We start from the raw sequence: 15,344 nt of genomic DNA, 5'->3' as shown, positions 1-15,344 counted from the left end.
ATGACTGACAGGAGAAAGGATTCAACTTAAGACGGATCTACCAGGAACAGTGGCTGATCGAACTCTACCGGTGAATTGTCGTCTACCAGTACTTTTACGATCTTTCCTGATACCTCAGATTCGATCTCATTAAACAATTTCATCGCTTCAATGATACACAGTACATCTCCCTGTGATACCGTATCACCCACCTCAACGAAAGAAGGTTTGTCTGGAGATGGTTTTCTGTAGAAGGTTCCGATTATGGGAGATTTAACAGTAATGTATTTACTGTCTTCGTCCTTTTTAGCAGCGCCTTCTCCTTCTGCCGGAGCAGGAGCGCTGGCTGCAGGTTGTGCGGCCATAGGTTGCTGCTGTGGCATAGGTTGCCCCATGGGGATCTGCTGCACATACGTGGTCGCTTCTCCCTTTTTCTCGTCTGTCGTGGTTTTGATGGTGATCTTAACGTCCTCCATCTCAAGCTTGACTTCGCTGGCTCCTGATTTGGCCACGAATTTGATTAAACTTTGAATTTCTTTTAAATCCATAGTGCTTGTTAGTTTTTAGTGTGTTTGTTAAGCATTATAGGCCCACTTTAAATAAATGGACCCCCAGGTAAAGCCACCACCAAAAGCAGCAAATACCAAATTATCTCCTTTTTTCAGTTGTCGTTCATAATCATGCAACAACAGCGGAAGGGTAGCCGAGGTGGTATTTCCATACTCCTGTATGTTCATCATCACCTTTTCAGCCTCCAGCCCCATACGGTTTGCTGTCGCATCGATGATTCGCTTATTGGCCTGGTGAGGTACCAGCCAGTGCACATCATCTTTGGTAAGTTGATTGCGTTCCATGATCCTGGCAGCAACATCTGCCATATTGGATACGGCGAATTTGAATACTGTCTTTCCATCCTGGAACACATAATGTTTCTTTTCCCTGACGGTTTCTTCAGAAGCCGGAAGTATCGATCCTCCTGCATCGATCTTCAGGAATTCCCTTCCGATCCCATCGGTTCGCAGGTACTCATCCTGCAAGCCCAAACCTTCTTCATTTGGTTCAAACAGCACCGCGCCGGCACCATCACCAAAAATGATACAGGTGGTGCGGTCGGTATAATCGATGATCGAAGACATTTTATCTGCCCCGATCAGCAATACTTTCTTATACCTGCCTGATTCTATGTAGGCAGAAGCGGTAGACATTCCATAAAGAAAACTGGAACAGGCCGCTTGCAGGTCGTATGAAAAAGCATTTTTCGCACCGATCTCAGTAGCTACATAAGCAGCGGTGGCTGCAACCGGCATATCCGGGGTGGCCGTAGCCATTATGACCATATCGATCTCAGCAGGATCGAGATCGCGTTTTCTCAGCAGGTCTTCGGCGGCTTTGATGGCGAGGTAAGAGGTACCCTTGCCCTCTTCCTTTAATATATGGCGTTGTTTGATTCCCGTACGAGTAGTAATCCATTCATCGGTTGTATCGACCATTGTTTCCAGTATCTTGTTGGTCAACACGTACTCCGGCAAATAAGCTCCTACAGCTGTGATCGCTGCTTTAGGTTTATTCATATCGCGTTAGATTTCTCTTTAAATCGTGCAAAAATCGATAAAAATTTGTTGAAATTACTAATTTTTATCTGAATAAGGCCGCAAAATAATTGCTTTTTACCCGATACAAAAATTTAATATAAAAAAAACTCTCACCGTAGTGAGAGTTTAAGTTTTCAATCGAAATGATGGCCTTAGGCCACTTCTTCGGTAGTATTATCGATAAGCACCTGGCCTCGGTAATACAGTTTTCCTTCATGCCAGTGAGCACGGTGATACACATGCGCTTCACCCGTCGTAGGATCTGTAGCAATTTGAGGAGCAGTCGCCTTATAGTGCGTTCTTCTTTTATCTCTGCGGGTTTTCGACTGTCTTCTTTTAGGATGTGCCATTGTTACAAATTATTTATCCGTTAATAGTTTCTTCAAATTATCCCAACGCGGATCGGTATCCCCGTTATTCTTTTCTTCTTTAGGTTGATATTCTTCAAGCTTTTCAAGTATTTCAGAAGACATACTGCCATCTTCGATACCCGGATGAATACGCTTGGCCGGTACAGCCAATACGATCATCTCGTAAATGTACTGTGCCACGTTAATCTGGTGTTCCCCGTGAGGAATGATCAGAATGTCTTCATTCTCATCGTTGTATTCCTCTCCGAATTTCACCACCAGATGCAGCGATGCATCTACCGGCTGGTCATAGGGCTCATTGCTCACGTCACAATCGACGTTCACGGTTCCATCACCCGTAAAACTCAGCTCCAGCATATTCGGCTTCTTGATCAGTTCGATTTCGACCGCGACATTTGCGTCGTGAAATTCATCAAACTGAAAAGCTTCAAAGAACGTTTTGTCAATTTTGTGTTCAAACTGGTGTTTCCCTTCCTTCAACCCAACGAAAGGAATATTGAACTCCTTTAGTGCCATCATGTCAACATCAGTTTTTTAATTGCCTTACCCTTAAGGTTTAGGCGGGTGCAAAGATATAAATTTTTTATTACCACAATAACGTTATCAACTTTTTTTTGTTCATAACTTCATGGACTGCTTTTTCAGCTGATTCGCCCGCAGTTCCTCGTTCTCACTGCGATTGCGATAGATGTCAATAGCCATGAACAAGGCTTCTTCAAATGAAGAATGGTCAGCCTTGCCCTGCCCGGCGATCTCGAAAGCCGTTCCGTGATCAGGGGAAGTGCGCACCCTATTCAGTCCGGCCGTAAAATTCACTCCCTTCCCAAAAGCCAGTGTCTTGAAGGGAATGAGACCCTGATCATGATAAGCCGCAACGACGGCATCGAACTTCTTGTGGTTCCCGCTTCCGAAGAAACTGTCGGCTGCATAAGGACCAAAAACCATGATGCCTTCATCATTCAATGCCTGAATGGTCGGGCGCATCACTTCATCATCTTCAGTGCCGATCACCCCGTTATCTCCCGTATGCGGATTAATACCCAGCACGGCAATTCGGGGTCTGCGAATATTGAAGTCGGTTTGCAAAGAATCATTGATGGTCGTAACCTTTTTACGAATACGCTCCTCAGTAATATGACTGCTCACTTCCTTTACCGGAACATGATCGGTAAGCAGGCCTACTCTGATCTCGTCACTCACCATAAACATCAGGGCATTGCCCCCCAGTTCCTGCTCCAGGTAATCGGTATGACCGGGAAACTTAAACTCTTCAGACTGTATGTTTTGTTTGCTGATGGGTGCCGTAACCAAAACATCGATACTTTCATGCTTCAGGGCAAATACGGCAGCCTTAAGAGATTTCAAAGCATACTTACCTCCCTCGGTCGTTTCTTCCCCGGGGGAAATACGGGGTTGGTCCCGCCATACGTTGACCACATTGAATTTGCCATCAACCGCCTTCTCTGCCTGCTCTACCCCGTGAAAGGGTAACTGGACGTTCAGCGCCTTGGCGTAATAGGAAATGACTTTGTTGGAGCCAAAAACCACAGGAGTACAGAAGTCCAGCATCCTTGGATCTTCGAAGGTCTTTATAATAATCTCGCAGCCGATCCCGTTAAGGTCTCCCATGGATATACCGACGCGAATTTTGTTATCATTTTTCATCTCACTACAATTTTTTCTATCCCACATTTGCTCTTTAACCCCTGAAGCTAAAAACGGAATGAACCGGAATAGTTATCTTTACAGGCTAAAGCGTTCATAACAAATTTAATTAATTTATAAGAGAATGTTTACCGGAATCATCGAAGAGTTGGGAGAAGTTGTCAAACTTCAGAAAGAAGACCAAAACCTGCATATCACCATTAAAAGCGGGATGACGCCCGAACTGGGTATAGACCAGAGTGTTGCCCACAACGGGGTCTGCCTAACAGTAGTGGCCATAGACGAAGATCGGTATACCGTGACCGCTATCAAGGAAACCCTCGACAAGACAGCCCTGGGAGAACTTCAGGAAGGACAGGCGGTGAATCTTGAGCGCGCCATGAAACTGGGGGAAAGGCTTGACGGCCATATCGTACAGGGGCATGTAGACCAGACAGCCGAGTGTACCGATATCAGCGAAGAAGACGGCAGCTGGCGCTTCAGCTTCAAATACGACCCCTCACTGAACAACGTTACCATCGAAAAAGGTTCGATCACCATCGACGGCACCAGCCTGACTGTGGTCGATTCCGGTAAGAACGAATTCAGCGTGGCTATCATTCCCTATACCTATGAACATACCCTGTTTAAAACCTATCGCGTGGGAACCAAAGTGAACCTCGAATTCGATGTGGTCGGAAAATATGTGAAGCGGTTGCTGGAGTTAAGGGACTAGGCAGTTATGCAGTTATGCAGTTATGCAGTTATGCAGTTATGCAGTTATGCAGTTATGCAAGAATACGGGTTTTGTCACACTGCCTCAAGGGATCGGGGTTGAAGTTGTAAGAAGATGCGATGACATACAATTGTCACACTGCCCCGAAGCATCGGGGGTTGAAGTGAGACTACACGTCCATAAAGAGAGAAGGAGACCTCGTCACTTATATAAAGAATCTGCTTATTGTGTACTCTAAACCCTTTGAATATAGTACTAATCGACAGTAAGATCCTTCGCTACGCTCTGGATGACGGAACCCGGTTGACAGCATCTAACTCTTTCACTACCTCACCATAGAAAGTTATACGGTTATACAGGGATACAGGGATACGGCAAACGCACAATTGTCACACTGCCCCGAAGGATCGCAGCTCGAAGTGGAGTTACGGGATGAGATTGTAGCTATCGGGACAGCTATCAGTGAACGGTATTTCTATTTGAGTTGATACGATAAATTGACTGCTAATCAGAAATCCCTTCTGCTCCTCCTTCCTTTCCTTGAAGTAAAACGCCCCCTTGCCGTCAGCTCTGAAGAGCTGCCACCTTCCCCCGGAAGGGGAAGGACAACATATTCACAAAATGTCGTAGGAAATACCTCTTGTATGGGAAAGCCCATTAAAGAATAGGGAACCTGAGCCAAAAATTACACCTAACACTTATTAAAATCCATCTGACCACCTTTCCACCCGACTTCTTTACTATCTCACTACTTCACCACCTGACCATCTCTCCGTTTGACCGCCTGACTGTTTGACCGTCTGACTACATGACTATCTGACCAGCTTAAACTCCGTTCTTCTGTAAAAGGAATCCGGCTTCTCGCAGTCAGCTCCCTCACAATCTGCCGGCGGATTCCATTCCCCTTTTCCGGCCACGTGAAGGCGGTCTTCGGCCACACCATTTTCAACCAGGTAATCTGCGGTACGCCTTGCACGTCTCTCAGACAGCCATTGATTATACTCCGCTGTACCTGTGGTATCGGTATAAGCATAGACCTGCAACTCAGCTTCAGGGTGATCTTTCATAAAGGCAACAACCTTGTCCAGATCGGCATAGGCTTCTTCCCTCAGGAAAGAGCTGTTCAGGTCGAAATATACCGCTTCAAGATCCAGCAGCTCTGCCAGGTCTGCTTCGGGCGCTTCGAACAGCGGCTTTAACGAAAGCGCATAATCTGCCTGGTCCCCTTCCTGAAGTCGCAGTTCCAGGGACTCATAACCCGGGGCCTCCACCCTGAGGCTGTAGTCGGTATAACAATCGGTGTCTTCAAAGAAGTAAGCGCCGTTACCCAGCGATTGTTCCCTCGCTACCCTTGAACTGTCTCTTACTTTAAACAATGTTATCTGTGCTCCGCCCACCGGTTCCCCGCTGCGGGCGTCGGTAAGACTACCGGCAATGGTTCGTGAACATAACAGTTTGTCAAACCTGAAGATATCATCTCCCCCGGGACCTCCATCACGATCAGAACTGAAATATCCTCCCTGCCCGGTAGCGTCAAGTACGATCCCAAAGTCATCTTTATTGGAATTCACCGGAGCTCCCATGTTCTGCAAGCGGTAAATACTTCCATCGGCAGCATACAGCACCCTGAAAATATCAAGTCCGCCAAAACCCGGATGACCCTCGGAAGCGAAATACAGGTCACCGCTCTGACTGATATAAGGAAAGGTTTCTTTTTCATCGGTGTTGACAGGCTCACCCAAATTCTCAGGCGCTCCAAAGCTTCCATCAGCTCTTACGACCACCCGGTAAATATCAGACTCTCCCGATCCGCCCGTCATATCAGAAGCAAAATAAAGCATGCTGCCATCGGGAGAAACGGCCGGATGTGCTACCGAATATTCATCACTGTTAAAAGGAAGGGGCTCCGGCTCAGACCAATTGCCACCCGGCAAACGCCTGGCGCGAAACAGCTGCAGGGTGCTGCCGCCTGCATCATTACGTCGAATCTGTTTCCCGGCTGCATTGTTGCGGGTGAAATAAACGGTATTCCCATCAGCTGTAAAGCTCGCCGTGGCCTCGTGAAACACAGAATTCAGAACCGGCGAAAAGCTGGTAACAGCTTCGGGATCGGCTGTCGCTGAAACCGGTAGGGCATACAGATCATAAAAACCGTCGCGGGTCCAAACGTCAAAAAGTTTCCCCATACCACTGGTGTCGCTCGCGGCCGTAAACACGATGGTGTCAGGTATAAGGGCCGGAGCGAAATAGGCCTTATCGGTATTCATCTTCAAACGCGCCACCCGGTAGCGATCTGACCGTTCTCTGATCTCATCCAGCCAGTCGGGTTGTTCCCTGATAAGCCGGGCACTTGGAAGATCACTACGGGTGCTGTATTCTTTAAAAATGCTGACAGCCTCCTCTTCTTTCCCGGCACCCATCAGGCTGTGGGCAAAGCGATGCAGTTCCTGGGGCTCAAGACTTACGGTATCCTGCAGGCGGTCATACCAAAGTGCTGCCTCCTCCATATTGTTAAGCTGGTAATGAGAAAAAGCCGTATTTCTCAACAATTCCGGATCATCATACCCTTTATCATAAAGCCTCTCATATGTCCTGATCGCTTCATAAAAATTATTGTCGCTCATGTATTCGGCAGCACGGTTCATTCTGGCTTCCTGGGCTTCAAGAGAGCAAATACCGGTTAAAAGCACCGGTAGCAGCAGCATAAGAGTTGGAAAGCTTTTCATTTTCTGTGAGATAATTACAACATTAAAATTCAGAAGAATTACAGGTAAAAACAGACCCTAGTAGACGAAATGCAGGTTTTAGGGGTTGAAGTGATGCGGGGATACGGGGATACGGGGATGCGGGGATGCGGATATGGGGTTATGCGAAAATACGAGTTTTGTCACACTGCCCCGAAGTAGCGGGGGTCGAAGTGGCACGGGGATACGGGGATGCGGTTATGGGTTAGGAGTAAAGGGTATGATTTCCCGGAACATCAACTGGAAGTATGGTCATCCCGATTCCTGAAAAGGGCGAGGGATCTGTTTATTATTGATTAATTTATCTAAGAATTATAACGCCCCCTTCCGTCAACTCATAAAGGAAAGGTGTGCTCTCTCAATTCGCTGTTCTCAAACTCCTATTCCCGAATCGCCGTATCTGGCAGAATCAGTTCGAATTCTGAACGACGGTACTGTTGATGCACCTCACGCGGACAAGCACTGTCAGCACAACGGGCTTCTGCCTGGGATTCTCCGTAACCTTTGGCGATCAGCCGGTCTGCATCAATACCCTTTTCAAGCAGGTACTGAGCTGTTGAAGCGGCTCTTCGCTCTGACAGTTTCTGGTTATACGCTGCACTACCGCGCTTATCGGTATGTGAGGCAATATGAAGTTTCACCTCTTCATGCTCCTGCATAAAGGCAGCTATACGATCCAGTTCCTCAAAGGCCTCTTCACGAAGACGGGAGCTGTCAAAGTCAAAATATACCGCTTCGAGATCGGTAAGATTCATCAGGTCACGCTCCAGCCTGGTTTCTTCGGGCTGCAGGGCAAGATCAAACACTTCTCCTGTTTCAGCAGGCACAGATACCGATCGGTATTTAGGTAAATTTGCTTCCAGGGAAAGCTTGAAAAAGCAATCAGCCTTCGGGAAAATATACCGTCCGGTTTTATCGGTGATAACCGAATCTATAAGCTGACCATCACCTTTCAGGTATACTTTGACCCCTTCAAGAGGAAAGCCTTCATACAGATCGGTGATCCTTCCCCTTAGAGTACGTTCACATTTCACGGCATCGAAGGCATATATGTCATCGCTTCCCTTCCCTCCGGAGCGATTGGAAGCCAAAAAGCCTGATCGTGCTTCCGCATCTATGATCAGGCTGAAATCGTCTCTTTCACTATTCACCGGACGTCCCATATTGGTGACTGTCACAGTGCCGTCTTCATGAAACCGCGCTCTGAAAACATCAAGCCCTCCAAGGCCGGGTCTGCCGTCGCTGGCAAAATAAAGCGTGCCATCTGCCGCGATGAAAGGAAAGGTTTCTTTTCCTTCGGTATTGATCGAGGGCCCCAGATTTTCCGGCTCCCCGTATCCACCCTCCGGCATCAGGGCCATGCGATACAGGTCAGAATTTCCCATTCCGCCGGGCCGGTCGCTTGCGAAGTATAACCACTTCCCGTCCGGACTCACCGCCGGGTGGGCAGATGACCAGTCTTCATGGTTGACCGGTAAGGTTTCCGCTATTCCCCAGTCTTCGTTTGACCCGCCCCGCGCACGAAATAATTGCAGGGTGCTAACGCCTTTTTCATTGGTCAGCAACTTCTTCCCTTCTGCACGGTTTCTGGTAAAAAAAACCTCTTTTCCTTCCGCAGAAAAAGCAGCAGAAGATTCGTGGTAACGCGTACTCAGATGCTCAGAAAACAATCTTACCTTTTTTGAAGGCGTAACTTTTGCTTCCTCGGCAACATACAGATCTGAAAAATAGTGATCTGCACGAACATCACGATTCTGAGCGAAAAACCCGGTATCCCGCGCAGAACTGAAAACCAGTCCGTCACCCCACCAGGCAGGTGCATAATCGGTATAGGCTGAATTGAGAGGCAGGTTACTCACCTGGTAACGGCCTGAACGCGCTTCTATTGAGTCGAGGTAGTACTTATTGTTACGAACCAGTTTTGCCCTGATCTCAGGATTGTTCTCGCTGTATTTTAAATAGGCCTCCCTCGCAGCTTCCTGCTTGTTCACGGCCTGTAAAGCCTGCGCATACCGATAGTAATACACGGGGGCAACACGGGGTTGCAATTCCAGGTACCGCTCATAGGCAGCGGTGGCACCCTCCATATCGTTCATATAGTAGCAGGCATCACCGAGGTTCTGATAGAGTTCCATACTCTCATAGCCTTTATCGGCTATCCCGCGATACATCTCTATGGCCCGTACATAATTCTGCTGATCAAATTTTTTCTGGGCACGCCGCATTTTTCCCTGCTGGGCTGCCAAAGGCATCCATGCGAGAAAGAAGGCCATAAAGACTATAAGGAAACGATATGTAGGTCGTTCAGCGATCAAGGGTTCGGGTGCAACATTAGAATATTGCGTAAAATTCCGAATTCTCCTTTTATTTTAGCAGTAAATGTTGCCTAACGGCCTATTTAGTAGGTCAAAAGCGGTTTTTTGAAGATTTCATCCTGTAAGGAACAGGCAGACATGGTAGCAAACAGCGATATAAACTACTATATCATAAGTAAATTCTTACCTTTTCTATTCGCAGAACTCGCGACATTGTGCATCGAAATCTTCCAGCTGCTTTCTGGTATAAAAGTCAGCATTGACCTCATCATCCTGAGGAAAGAAAGGCTCGGGAATATAGGCATTCAGCTCAGCCGAAAACCGGCAATTACAAAGGTCATCATCACTTTCACATCCCCAAAGGAGGAGGCCTGAAAAAATAAGGATTATTAGCGTTTTCATAGCAGGATATTATCGATCAAAAATACCTGAGTCTGATTTAGCAAGTGTTAACCAAAGCTTATCGAATCATTATGAAATCGAACAAAGGCATCCCGGAATTAATAAATTAAGTTTAATTTACTGATTTCCAGTTATATATGATAAATTAGCGTTCAAACCAACCTAAATATCCGATAAATGAGTAACTCTGATGACGAACGTTTTATGAAAGAAGCCATCGATCTGGCCAGGAAGGGAATGCATAATAATTCCGGCGGACCATTCGGCGCCATAGTGGTTATGAACGGGGAAATCGTAGGGCGCGGCTTCAACCGTGTCACCTCTACCATCGACCCAACGGCACACGCAGAAATAGTGGCGATACGGGATGCCTGTCATTTTCTGAACCGTGGCGATCTCTCCGGCTGTACGTTGTATACATCATGCGAACCATGCCCCATGTGCCTCGGGGCTATTTACTGGAGTCGCCCCGACAGGGTGGTCTATGCCTGTACTCAAAACGATGCGGCTTCTGTAGGATTTGACGATGAATTCATCTACAGGGAGATCGGGCAATCTCCGGAAGACCGTAAGATTCTCATGGAGAATAAATTACGTAAAGAAGGGTATGACATGATGAAGGAATGGCTCGAAAAGGAAGACCGTATCCCCTATTAAATCTTTTACTTATATTCTAGCTTTTCGTCTGAATATTTTAGCACTTAAACGAATAAAACGCTGTACTACTACAGTTAAGGTAGTAAAATTCTTATAAATTTTTTAGGTTTGGGCGCAACCAATCAATCCCTATGAAACCTATCTTATTCCTGTTACTGGGCATGTATTCTCTTACCTCGCTTGCCCAGTTCGCCGACAATACCGCCGGAAATTTCTATTTGGATCAGAATCGTGAAGTCATCTGGCAACGCACTTTCCCGGCTCCCTATACACAACAAGAGATCAAGGATATGTTGACCGAAGCCTTTGATGAGATCTATTTTACCTCTCAGCTAACGCTTTCTTCGGAAGGGTTTTCAGGACCCGCCCCCCAGGTAAAGATCAATAACCGTCGTGGGTGTATGCTGGATTTTATTTCACAGATCGAGGTCGAGATCAAGGAAGAGGGATACAAGGTCACCATTAGCGATATCAGTTTTGACCTGGTCAATAATGACCTGGGAGAGAACTCCACACAAGAAACCCGGCTAAAAGGCAATGACCGTGACAGCCAGTCCGGCAGGTATCTTCTCAGCGAAGTCGTGGTACGCAAAAACCGCAACCAGTTCAGAACCCGTCCGTCGCGCCAGCGCATTCTCATTGCATTAGATGAACACCTGAGCCGTATTTTCGACCCGGGACTTTTTTATAGGAAAGAGAACAGAAGAGAGGCGATCGGAGGACAGTAGGGAAGTGAGATGGTTAGATGGTGAGGTAGTGAAGTGGTGAGATGGTGAGATGGTCAAAAAGTAGAATTGGTTTTACCGTTGCTTATCAAGACCGAGCAGTAATTGACGATTCAGTAAACCTTATATTTTTGGTAGGCAGGAGGCGCGCTGACAAACAAAGCTTTTTTAGAGATCCTTCATGTTGGCAGAAAAGGGAGCCAGCTGGCGGGCTTGCCAATAAAGGCCTCCGCAACTGACACTTCAAACATCTCATAAAACGGGAATTCAATCAGAAACTCAGATGAAAATGCAATGACGGCTATTTATTCACAATATTTGACCTAACCCGCTATTCAGCACCCCTCAACCAAAAAAGCATCCGGGATGAAGGTGAATGAGAATAAATAAGGCGTAATAACACAAAACGAACATACACCTAAACCAGTAAAAACACATCCCATGAAAAAAATCCTGTTTACCATGATCCTGATAGCTGCCGTAAATTACGGCTATGCCCAGGAAAAAGACACCTACACCCAAACACTGAAGACCATGTTCGAGGTCTCCGGGTCAGAAGAGGCATTTCAGTCGGCCATCACACAATCTATGGCGTATTACCGCAGCCAGGGAAACCTGCCACCGCATGTGATCAATGAAATGGAAGCCGAATTCAAAAAAACCTCTATCAACGACCTCTTGCATATGCTCACACCGGTCTATCGCAAATACATGACCGAGGCAGATCTTCAGGCACTTATCACCTTTTATCGTACTCCGGCAGGCAGCAAATATGCCAGTAATATGGGGGCTATCATGGCTGAATCCATGCAGATCGGACAAGAATGGGGTGCTCAAATCGGAGAACGCATCGCGCAACGCATACAGGAATTGCAGGAAGGAGGGAAGTGATGTGATTAATGATTCGTTAGTCGGTTACTCAGTTATACGGTTATACAGTTATACGGTTATGCAGGTATGGAATAACATGAGTAAATGGGCTCTTGTCACACTGCCCCGAAGTTTCGGGGGTCGAAGTGAGCTTCTCACATTTTGAAAAAAATGACATCACAAACCTATTTAAAGACAACAGCAGGGAAAGGTACGGTCTGATAAGGAAGCAAAAGACAAACTGAAACGGCAGACCCCTCAGTCTGACGAATATCGTCAGACAGCTCCCCTTGATAAGGGGAGCGTATCAGAGATTCTTAAAGAAATCTCCCTCTACAACTTCTAAGTTCATTTCAAACGAAACTGAGATATTTTCGTATTGAAGATTCTTATCCATGATTGGGTTTAAAACTTTAGGAGCTTCAATCCATAATTTCGGGTTAATCGTATCCTTTATACCTGGATACCTGTTTACCTGTTTACCTGTTTACCTGTTTACCTACCCAATTACCCCCTTACCTCCATCCCCATATTACCAAAAACTCCTATTTTTAAACCTATGAAAAATAGCCTCTTTTCCCTATTACTAATACTCGTACTGGGGTGTTCAGAACAACCGCCGGTTACAGGTACCGATTCATCCGGAACAGTTCAGAATGCGCTTGACCAGGTCGATACCCTCCTTGCCAGGAAAGCCTATGATGCCGGATTGGAACTCAATGCACAACTTCTTCAGGAGAATAATGTCGATACCCTGAAACCCCGGCTGCTGATACAACGCATGCGCCTGTTTCGAAAAAAGGGAAACATGGATTCTCTGCTCTATTATGCCGAACGATATAGGAACTGGGCCCATGCCAGGCAGGACTCCCTGAGACTGGCCGATGCCCTGTGGCGCCTGGGGTTTTATCACAGTGTAAACAACGACGTCTTCACCTCGCAGGCCATTTATCTGGATGCCATAGAACTCAACAAAGCTATGGGCGACAGTCTCATGGTAGCCAAACTCAGCAATAACCTCACCATCAGGCTGCTGGACATGGGAATACACGCAGCAGCAGAGCGTATGGCCGTTCAGGGACTGGAATACCTGGGTGACCGCGGTCCTGATGCTACTCGTTATAAACTTTACAACGGACTCGGACGCGCCTCCAGTGAGCAATTGCAATTCGAGGAGGCAGATTACTGGTATCAGAAAGCAAGGGTACTGACCGGCGATACCCTTCCTTATGAAATCGCCGTGATCGAAAATAACAGGGCCGTCAACCTGATGCGAAAAGATGATTACAAACAGGCCATCGTAATTCTTGACAGCATCCTGAATAGCGGCCTCCTTGAAGACAGTAACAGAGCAGTCCTTATGGAACGCGCCCGAATTACAGATAACCTGGCCTACTCCCTATATAAAACCGGGATAGATACCATAGCCCCACTGTTCGAAAAAGCTCTGAGCCTTAGAGACTCTCTGAACGACCTGAGCGGTGTAATCGCAAGCAAGATCCACATGGCCGACTATTATGCCGGTAAAGATCTCAACAAAGCCAATCAATTGTCTGAAGAAGCCCTGCAACTGGCCAGGGAGGAAGGAGAATCACGTGAGCAGTTGCGCGCCCTTCGTCAGCTTATCGAAAATGCCCCGGATGCCAGAACCTACGCACTTGCCTATCGCGACCTCAAAGACAGCCTTGATTTTATAAAGAATAAGCAGCAGAACCTCTTTGCTAAGGTGCAGTACGACGCTGAAGAGAACCGACAGCGTAATCAGCAACTTCAGACGGAGGCAGCAGAAAGGGAACTCGAGCTGGCACGTGTTGAGAACAGGAACCTTGTTCTGGCCATAGTCATCGCAGCCCTGCTCATTATTACCTTCCTCTGGCAGCGCATCGTTAAAGCGAAACATTTAAAAGAAAGACTGGAAGAGATCTCCCGTACCGAAAACCGGATCTCAAAACAGATTCACGATGAACTGGCCAATGATGTCTATCACACCATGAGCTACGTGGAATCGAATACCGCAGTGGACAGGGAACCGCTGTTAACGCGTCTGGAAACGATCTACCGCCGTACCCGCGATATTTCAAAACAGAATGCCCAGATACCCCTGAAAGAAGGATATGAACAGGCGCTTAAAGACATGCTCCAGCAATTTCAAAGCAAAAAAACCAATGTGCTTACCAAGGGCATACAGCAAATTGAAATGGGAAATGTGTCTGACCATAAAAAGCTTGTTTTATACAGGATTTTACAGGAAATGATGGTTAATATGCACAAGCATGCAGAAGCATCCCTTGTAATAATAAGCTTCAGACAGGAACGCAAAAAGCTTTTGGTGGAATACAAAGACAACGGAAAAGGAACGCTTCTGAACGGGAAGCGATATTCAGGCGGATTGGCCAATACGGAAAACCGTATAGAATCTGTTGGAGGAAGTATTAGTTTTGATTCCAGGCCCGGCAAAGGGTTTACAGCGACCATCAGTGTCCCCCTGTAACCATCGAAACATGATTAAAAAAGTACTCATAGCAGAAGACATAGACAGTATTGGCCTCGGACTCGTTCGCTTGATCGAGGAAGAGTTCAATTTTGAAGTGGTACAGGCGAGATACTGCGACGAAGCCTGGCTGAAACTGAAGCGGGCCCATATCGATAAGCAGCCCTTTGACCTGCTTATCACCGACCTGTCTTTCAAAGAAGACCACCGAAATGAAACTATTGAAGACGGAGCAGAACTGGTCAGGAAGATCCGGGAAGAAGATCTACCCACAAAAGTCGTGATGTATTCGATTGAAGACCGGCCTGTTCGCATCCGCAGCTTTTATAACGACCTGCAAATAAACGGCTACGTGATGAAGGGAAGAAACAGCTCCCAACTCATGAAAGAGGCCGTGCAATCTGTTCTGAACGGGGACACCTATTATCCCGATGGTATTTCAGAAAAGATTCATGGAGATGACATGATGGAGATCGAAGACTACGACATTCTCCTTCTGGAACAGTTGGCCCTCGGCTATTCACAAGACGAGATCTCAGAAAAATTCAAAGGCGAAGGCATCAAACCTGCCAGCCTCAGCAGTATTGAAAAAAGACTGAACAAACTCAAGATATATCTCAAAGCAAAGAACACCATTCACCTGGTAGCCATCGCCAAAGACATGGGATTGATTTAAATTAGTTTGACAGGGTGTTAGGTTCACCTTTAAAAGACCTCCTGCCGGCTGGTGGGAGGTTTTTTTATGGGAAGATACGGGATGAGTAAAACCCCTCAGTCTGAGCCGTGCCGGCTCATACAGCTCCCCTTAAAAAAGTTAT

Annotated in this window: 14 protein-coding genes; 6 read left to right on the top strand and 8 right to left on the bottom strand. The window is 46.7% G+C overall.

All coding sequences use genetic code 11. The features are described from left to right. Positions 1-26: 26 nt before the first annotated feature. The 5 genes from accB to pdxA all read right to left on the bottom strand — a co-directional run bounded on the left by accB (position 27) and on the right by pdxA (position 3,607). Positions 27-527, bottom strand: coding sequence for an acetyl-CoA carboxylase biotin carboxyl carrier protein (gene accB / locus K7R10_RS14460; RefSeq protein WP_224485444.1), 501 nt, complete (start codon positions 525-527; stop codon positions 27-29). Between the two features lie 27 nt (positions 528-554). After that, on the bottom strand, positions 555-1,550 hold the full coding sequence (locus K7R10_RS14455; RefSeq protein WP_224485443.1) for a beta-ketoacyl-ACP synthase III: 996 nt from the start codon (positions 1,548-1,550) through the stop codon (positions 555-557). 173 nt (positions 1,551-1,723) lie between these two features. Then, the gene (gene rpmF, locus K7R10_RS14450; protein ID WP_224485442.1) at positions 1,724-1,921 is read right to left on the bottom strand and encodes a 50S ribosomal protein L32; all 198 of its coding nucleotides are present in this window, start codon (positions 1,919-1,921) and stop codon (positions 1,724-1,726) included. 9 nt (positions 1,922-1,930) lie between these two features. After that, on the bottom strand, positions 1,931-2,461 hold the full coding sequence (locus tag K7R10_RS14445) for a YceD family protein (protein WP_224485441.1): 531 nt from the start codon (positions 2,459-2,461) through the stop codon (positions 1,931-1,933). A 99-nt stretch (positions 2,462-2,560) separates the two neighbouring features. Further along, the gene (gene pdxA / locus K7R10_RS14440) at positions 2,561-3,607 is read right to left on the bottom strand and encodes a 4-hydroxythreonine-4-phosphate dehydrogenase PdxA (protein ID WP_224485440.1); all 1,047 of its coding nucleotides are present in this window, start codon (positions 3,605-3,607) and stop codon (positions 2,561-2,563) included. 124 nt (positions 3,608-3,731) lie between these two features. On the opposite strand from pdxA, the gene K7R10_RS14435 reads away from it, so the two are divergent. Next, entirely contained in the window at positions 3,732-4,322 is a 591-nt protein-coding gene (locus K7R10_RS14435) for a riboflavin synthase (protein WP_224485439.1), read from the top strand. A gap of 812 nt (positions 4,323-5,134) precedes the next feature. Here the strand turns inward: K7R10_RS14435 and K7R10_RS14430 are convergent. From K7R10_RS14430 to K7R10_RS14420, 3 genes are all read right to left on the bottom strand, one after another. Then, complete coding sequence (locus K7R10_RS14430) at positions 5,135-7,048, bottom strand: OmpA family protein (protein WP_224485438.1); 1,914 nt, start codon at positions 7,046-7,048, stop codon at positions 5,135-5,137. A 398-nt stretch (positions 7,049-7,446) separates the two neighbouring features. Then, a complete protein-coding gene (locus K7R10_RS14425) occupies positions 7,447-9,381 on the bottom strand; it encodes an OmpA family protein (protein WP_224485437.1) in 1,935 nt (644 codons plus the stop codon). Positions 9,382-9,573: 192 nt separating this feature from the next. Further along, entirely contained in the window at positions 9,574-9,783 is a 210-nt protein-coding gene (locus K7R10_RS14420; protein WP_224485436.1) for a hypothetical protein, read from the bottom strand. A 177-nt stretch (positions 9,784-9,960) separates the two neighbouring features. Here K7R10_RS14420 and K7R10_RS14415 point away from each other — a divergent pair, with 177 nt between their 5' ends. The 5 genes from K7R10_RS14415 (at position 9,961) to K7R10_RS14395 (ending at position 15,202) form a co-directional block, all read left to right on the top strand. After that, complete coding sequence (locus K7R10_RS14415; protein WP_224485435.1) at positions 9,961-10,440, top strand: nucleoside deaminase; 480 nt, start codon at positions 9,961-9,963, stop codon at positions 10,438-10,440. A 131-nt stretch (positions 10,441-10,571) separates the two neighbouring features. After that, on the top strand, positions 10,572-11,168 hold the full coding sequence (locus K7R10_RS14410) for a hypothetical protein (RefSeq protein WP_224485434.1): 597 nt from the start codon (positions 10,572-10,574) through the stop codon (positions 11,166-11,168). Between the two features lie 438 nt (positions 11,169-11,606). After that, complete coding sequence (locus tag K7R10_RS14405) at positions 11,607-12,056, top strand: DUF2059 domain-containing protein (RefSeq protein ID WP_224485433.1); 450 nt, start codon at positions 11,607-11,609, stop codon at positions 12,054-12,056. Positions 12,057-12,594: 538 nt separating this feature from the next. Further along, complete coding sequence (locus K7R10_RS14400) at positions 12,595-14,526, top strand: ATP-binding protein (RefSeq protein ID WP_224485432.1); 1,932 nt, start codon at positions 12,595-12,597, stop codon at positions 14,524-14,526. Between the two features lie 10 nt (positions 14,527-14,536). Next, complete coding sequence (locus tag K7R10_RS14395) at positions 14,537-15,202, top strand: DNA-binding response regulator (protein WP_224485431.1); 666 nt, start codon at positions 14,537-14,539, stop codon at positions 15,200-15,202. The last annotated feature ends 142 nt before the right edge of the window (positions 15,203-15,344 follow it).

It is taken from the genome of Robertkochia aurantiaca (assembly GCF_020166495.1).
Classification (GTDB): domain Bacteria; phylum Bacteroidota; class Bacteroidia; order Flavobacteriales; family Flavobacteriaceae; genus Robertkochia; species Robertkochia aurantiaca.
This window is presented reverse-complemented; position numbering and strand designations above follow the sequence as displayed.

Coding starts and splice junctions, on each gene's coding strand:
- accB (WP_224485444.1), bottom strand. CDS start 527: ATGGATTTAAAAGAAATTCAAAGTTTAATCAAATTCGTGGCCAAATCA.
- K7R10_RS14455 (WP_224485443.1), bottom strand. CDS start 1,550: ATGAATAAACCTAAAGCAGCGATCACAGCTGTAGGAGCTTATTTGCCG.
- rpmF (WP_224485442.1), bottom strand. CDS start 1,921: ATGGCACATCCTAAAAGAAGACAGTCGAAAACCCGCAGAGATAAAAGA.
- K7R10_RS14445 (WP_224485441.1), bottom strand. CDS start 2,461: ATGATGGCACTAAAGGAGTTCAATATTCCTTTCGTTGGGTTGAAGGAA.
- pdxA (WP_224485440.1), bottom strand. CDS start 3,607: ATGAAAAATGATAACAAAATTCGCGTCGGTATATCCATGGGAGACCTT.
- K7R10_RS14435 (WP_224485439.1), top strand. CDS start 3,732: ATGTTTACCGGAATCATCGAAGAGTTGGGAGAAGTTGTCAAACTTCAG.
- K7R10_RS14430 (WP_224485438.1), bottom strand. CDS start 7,048: ATGAAAAGCTTTCCAACTCTTATGCTGCTGCTACCGGTGCTTTTAACC.
- K7R10_RS14420 (WP_224485436.1), bottom strand. CDS start 9,783: ATGAAAACGCTAATAATCCTTATTTTTTCAGGCCTCCTCCTTTGGGGA.
- K7R10_RS14415 (WP_224485435.1), top strand. CDS start 9,961: ATGAGTAACTCTGATGACGAACGTTTTATGAAAGAAGCCATCGATCTG.
- K7R10_RS14410 (WP_224485434.1), top strand. CDS start 10,572: ATGAAACCTATCTTATTCCTGTTACTGGGCATGTATTCTCTTACCTCG.
- K7R10_RS14405 (WP_224485433.1), top strand. CDS start 11,607: ATGAAAAAAATCCTGTTTACCATGATCCTGATAGCTGCCGTAAATTAC.
- K7R10_RS14400 (WP_224485432.1), top strand. CDS start 12,595: ATGAAAAATAGCCTCTTTTCCCTATTACTAATACTCGTACTGGGGTGT.
- K7R10_RS14395 (WP_224485431.1), top strand. CDS start 14,537: ATGATTAAAAAAGTACTCATAGCAGAAGACATAGACAGTATTGGCCTC.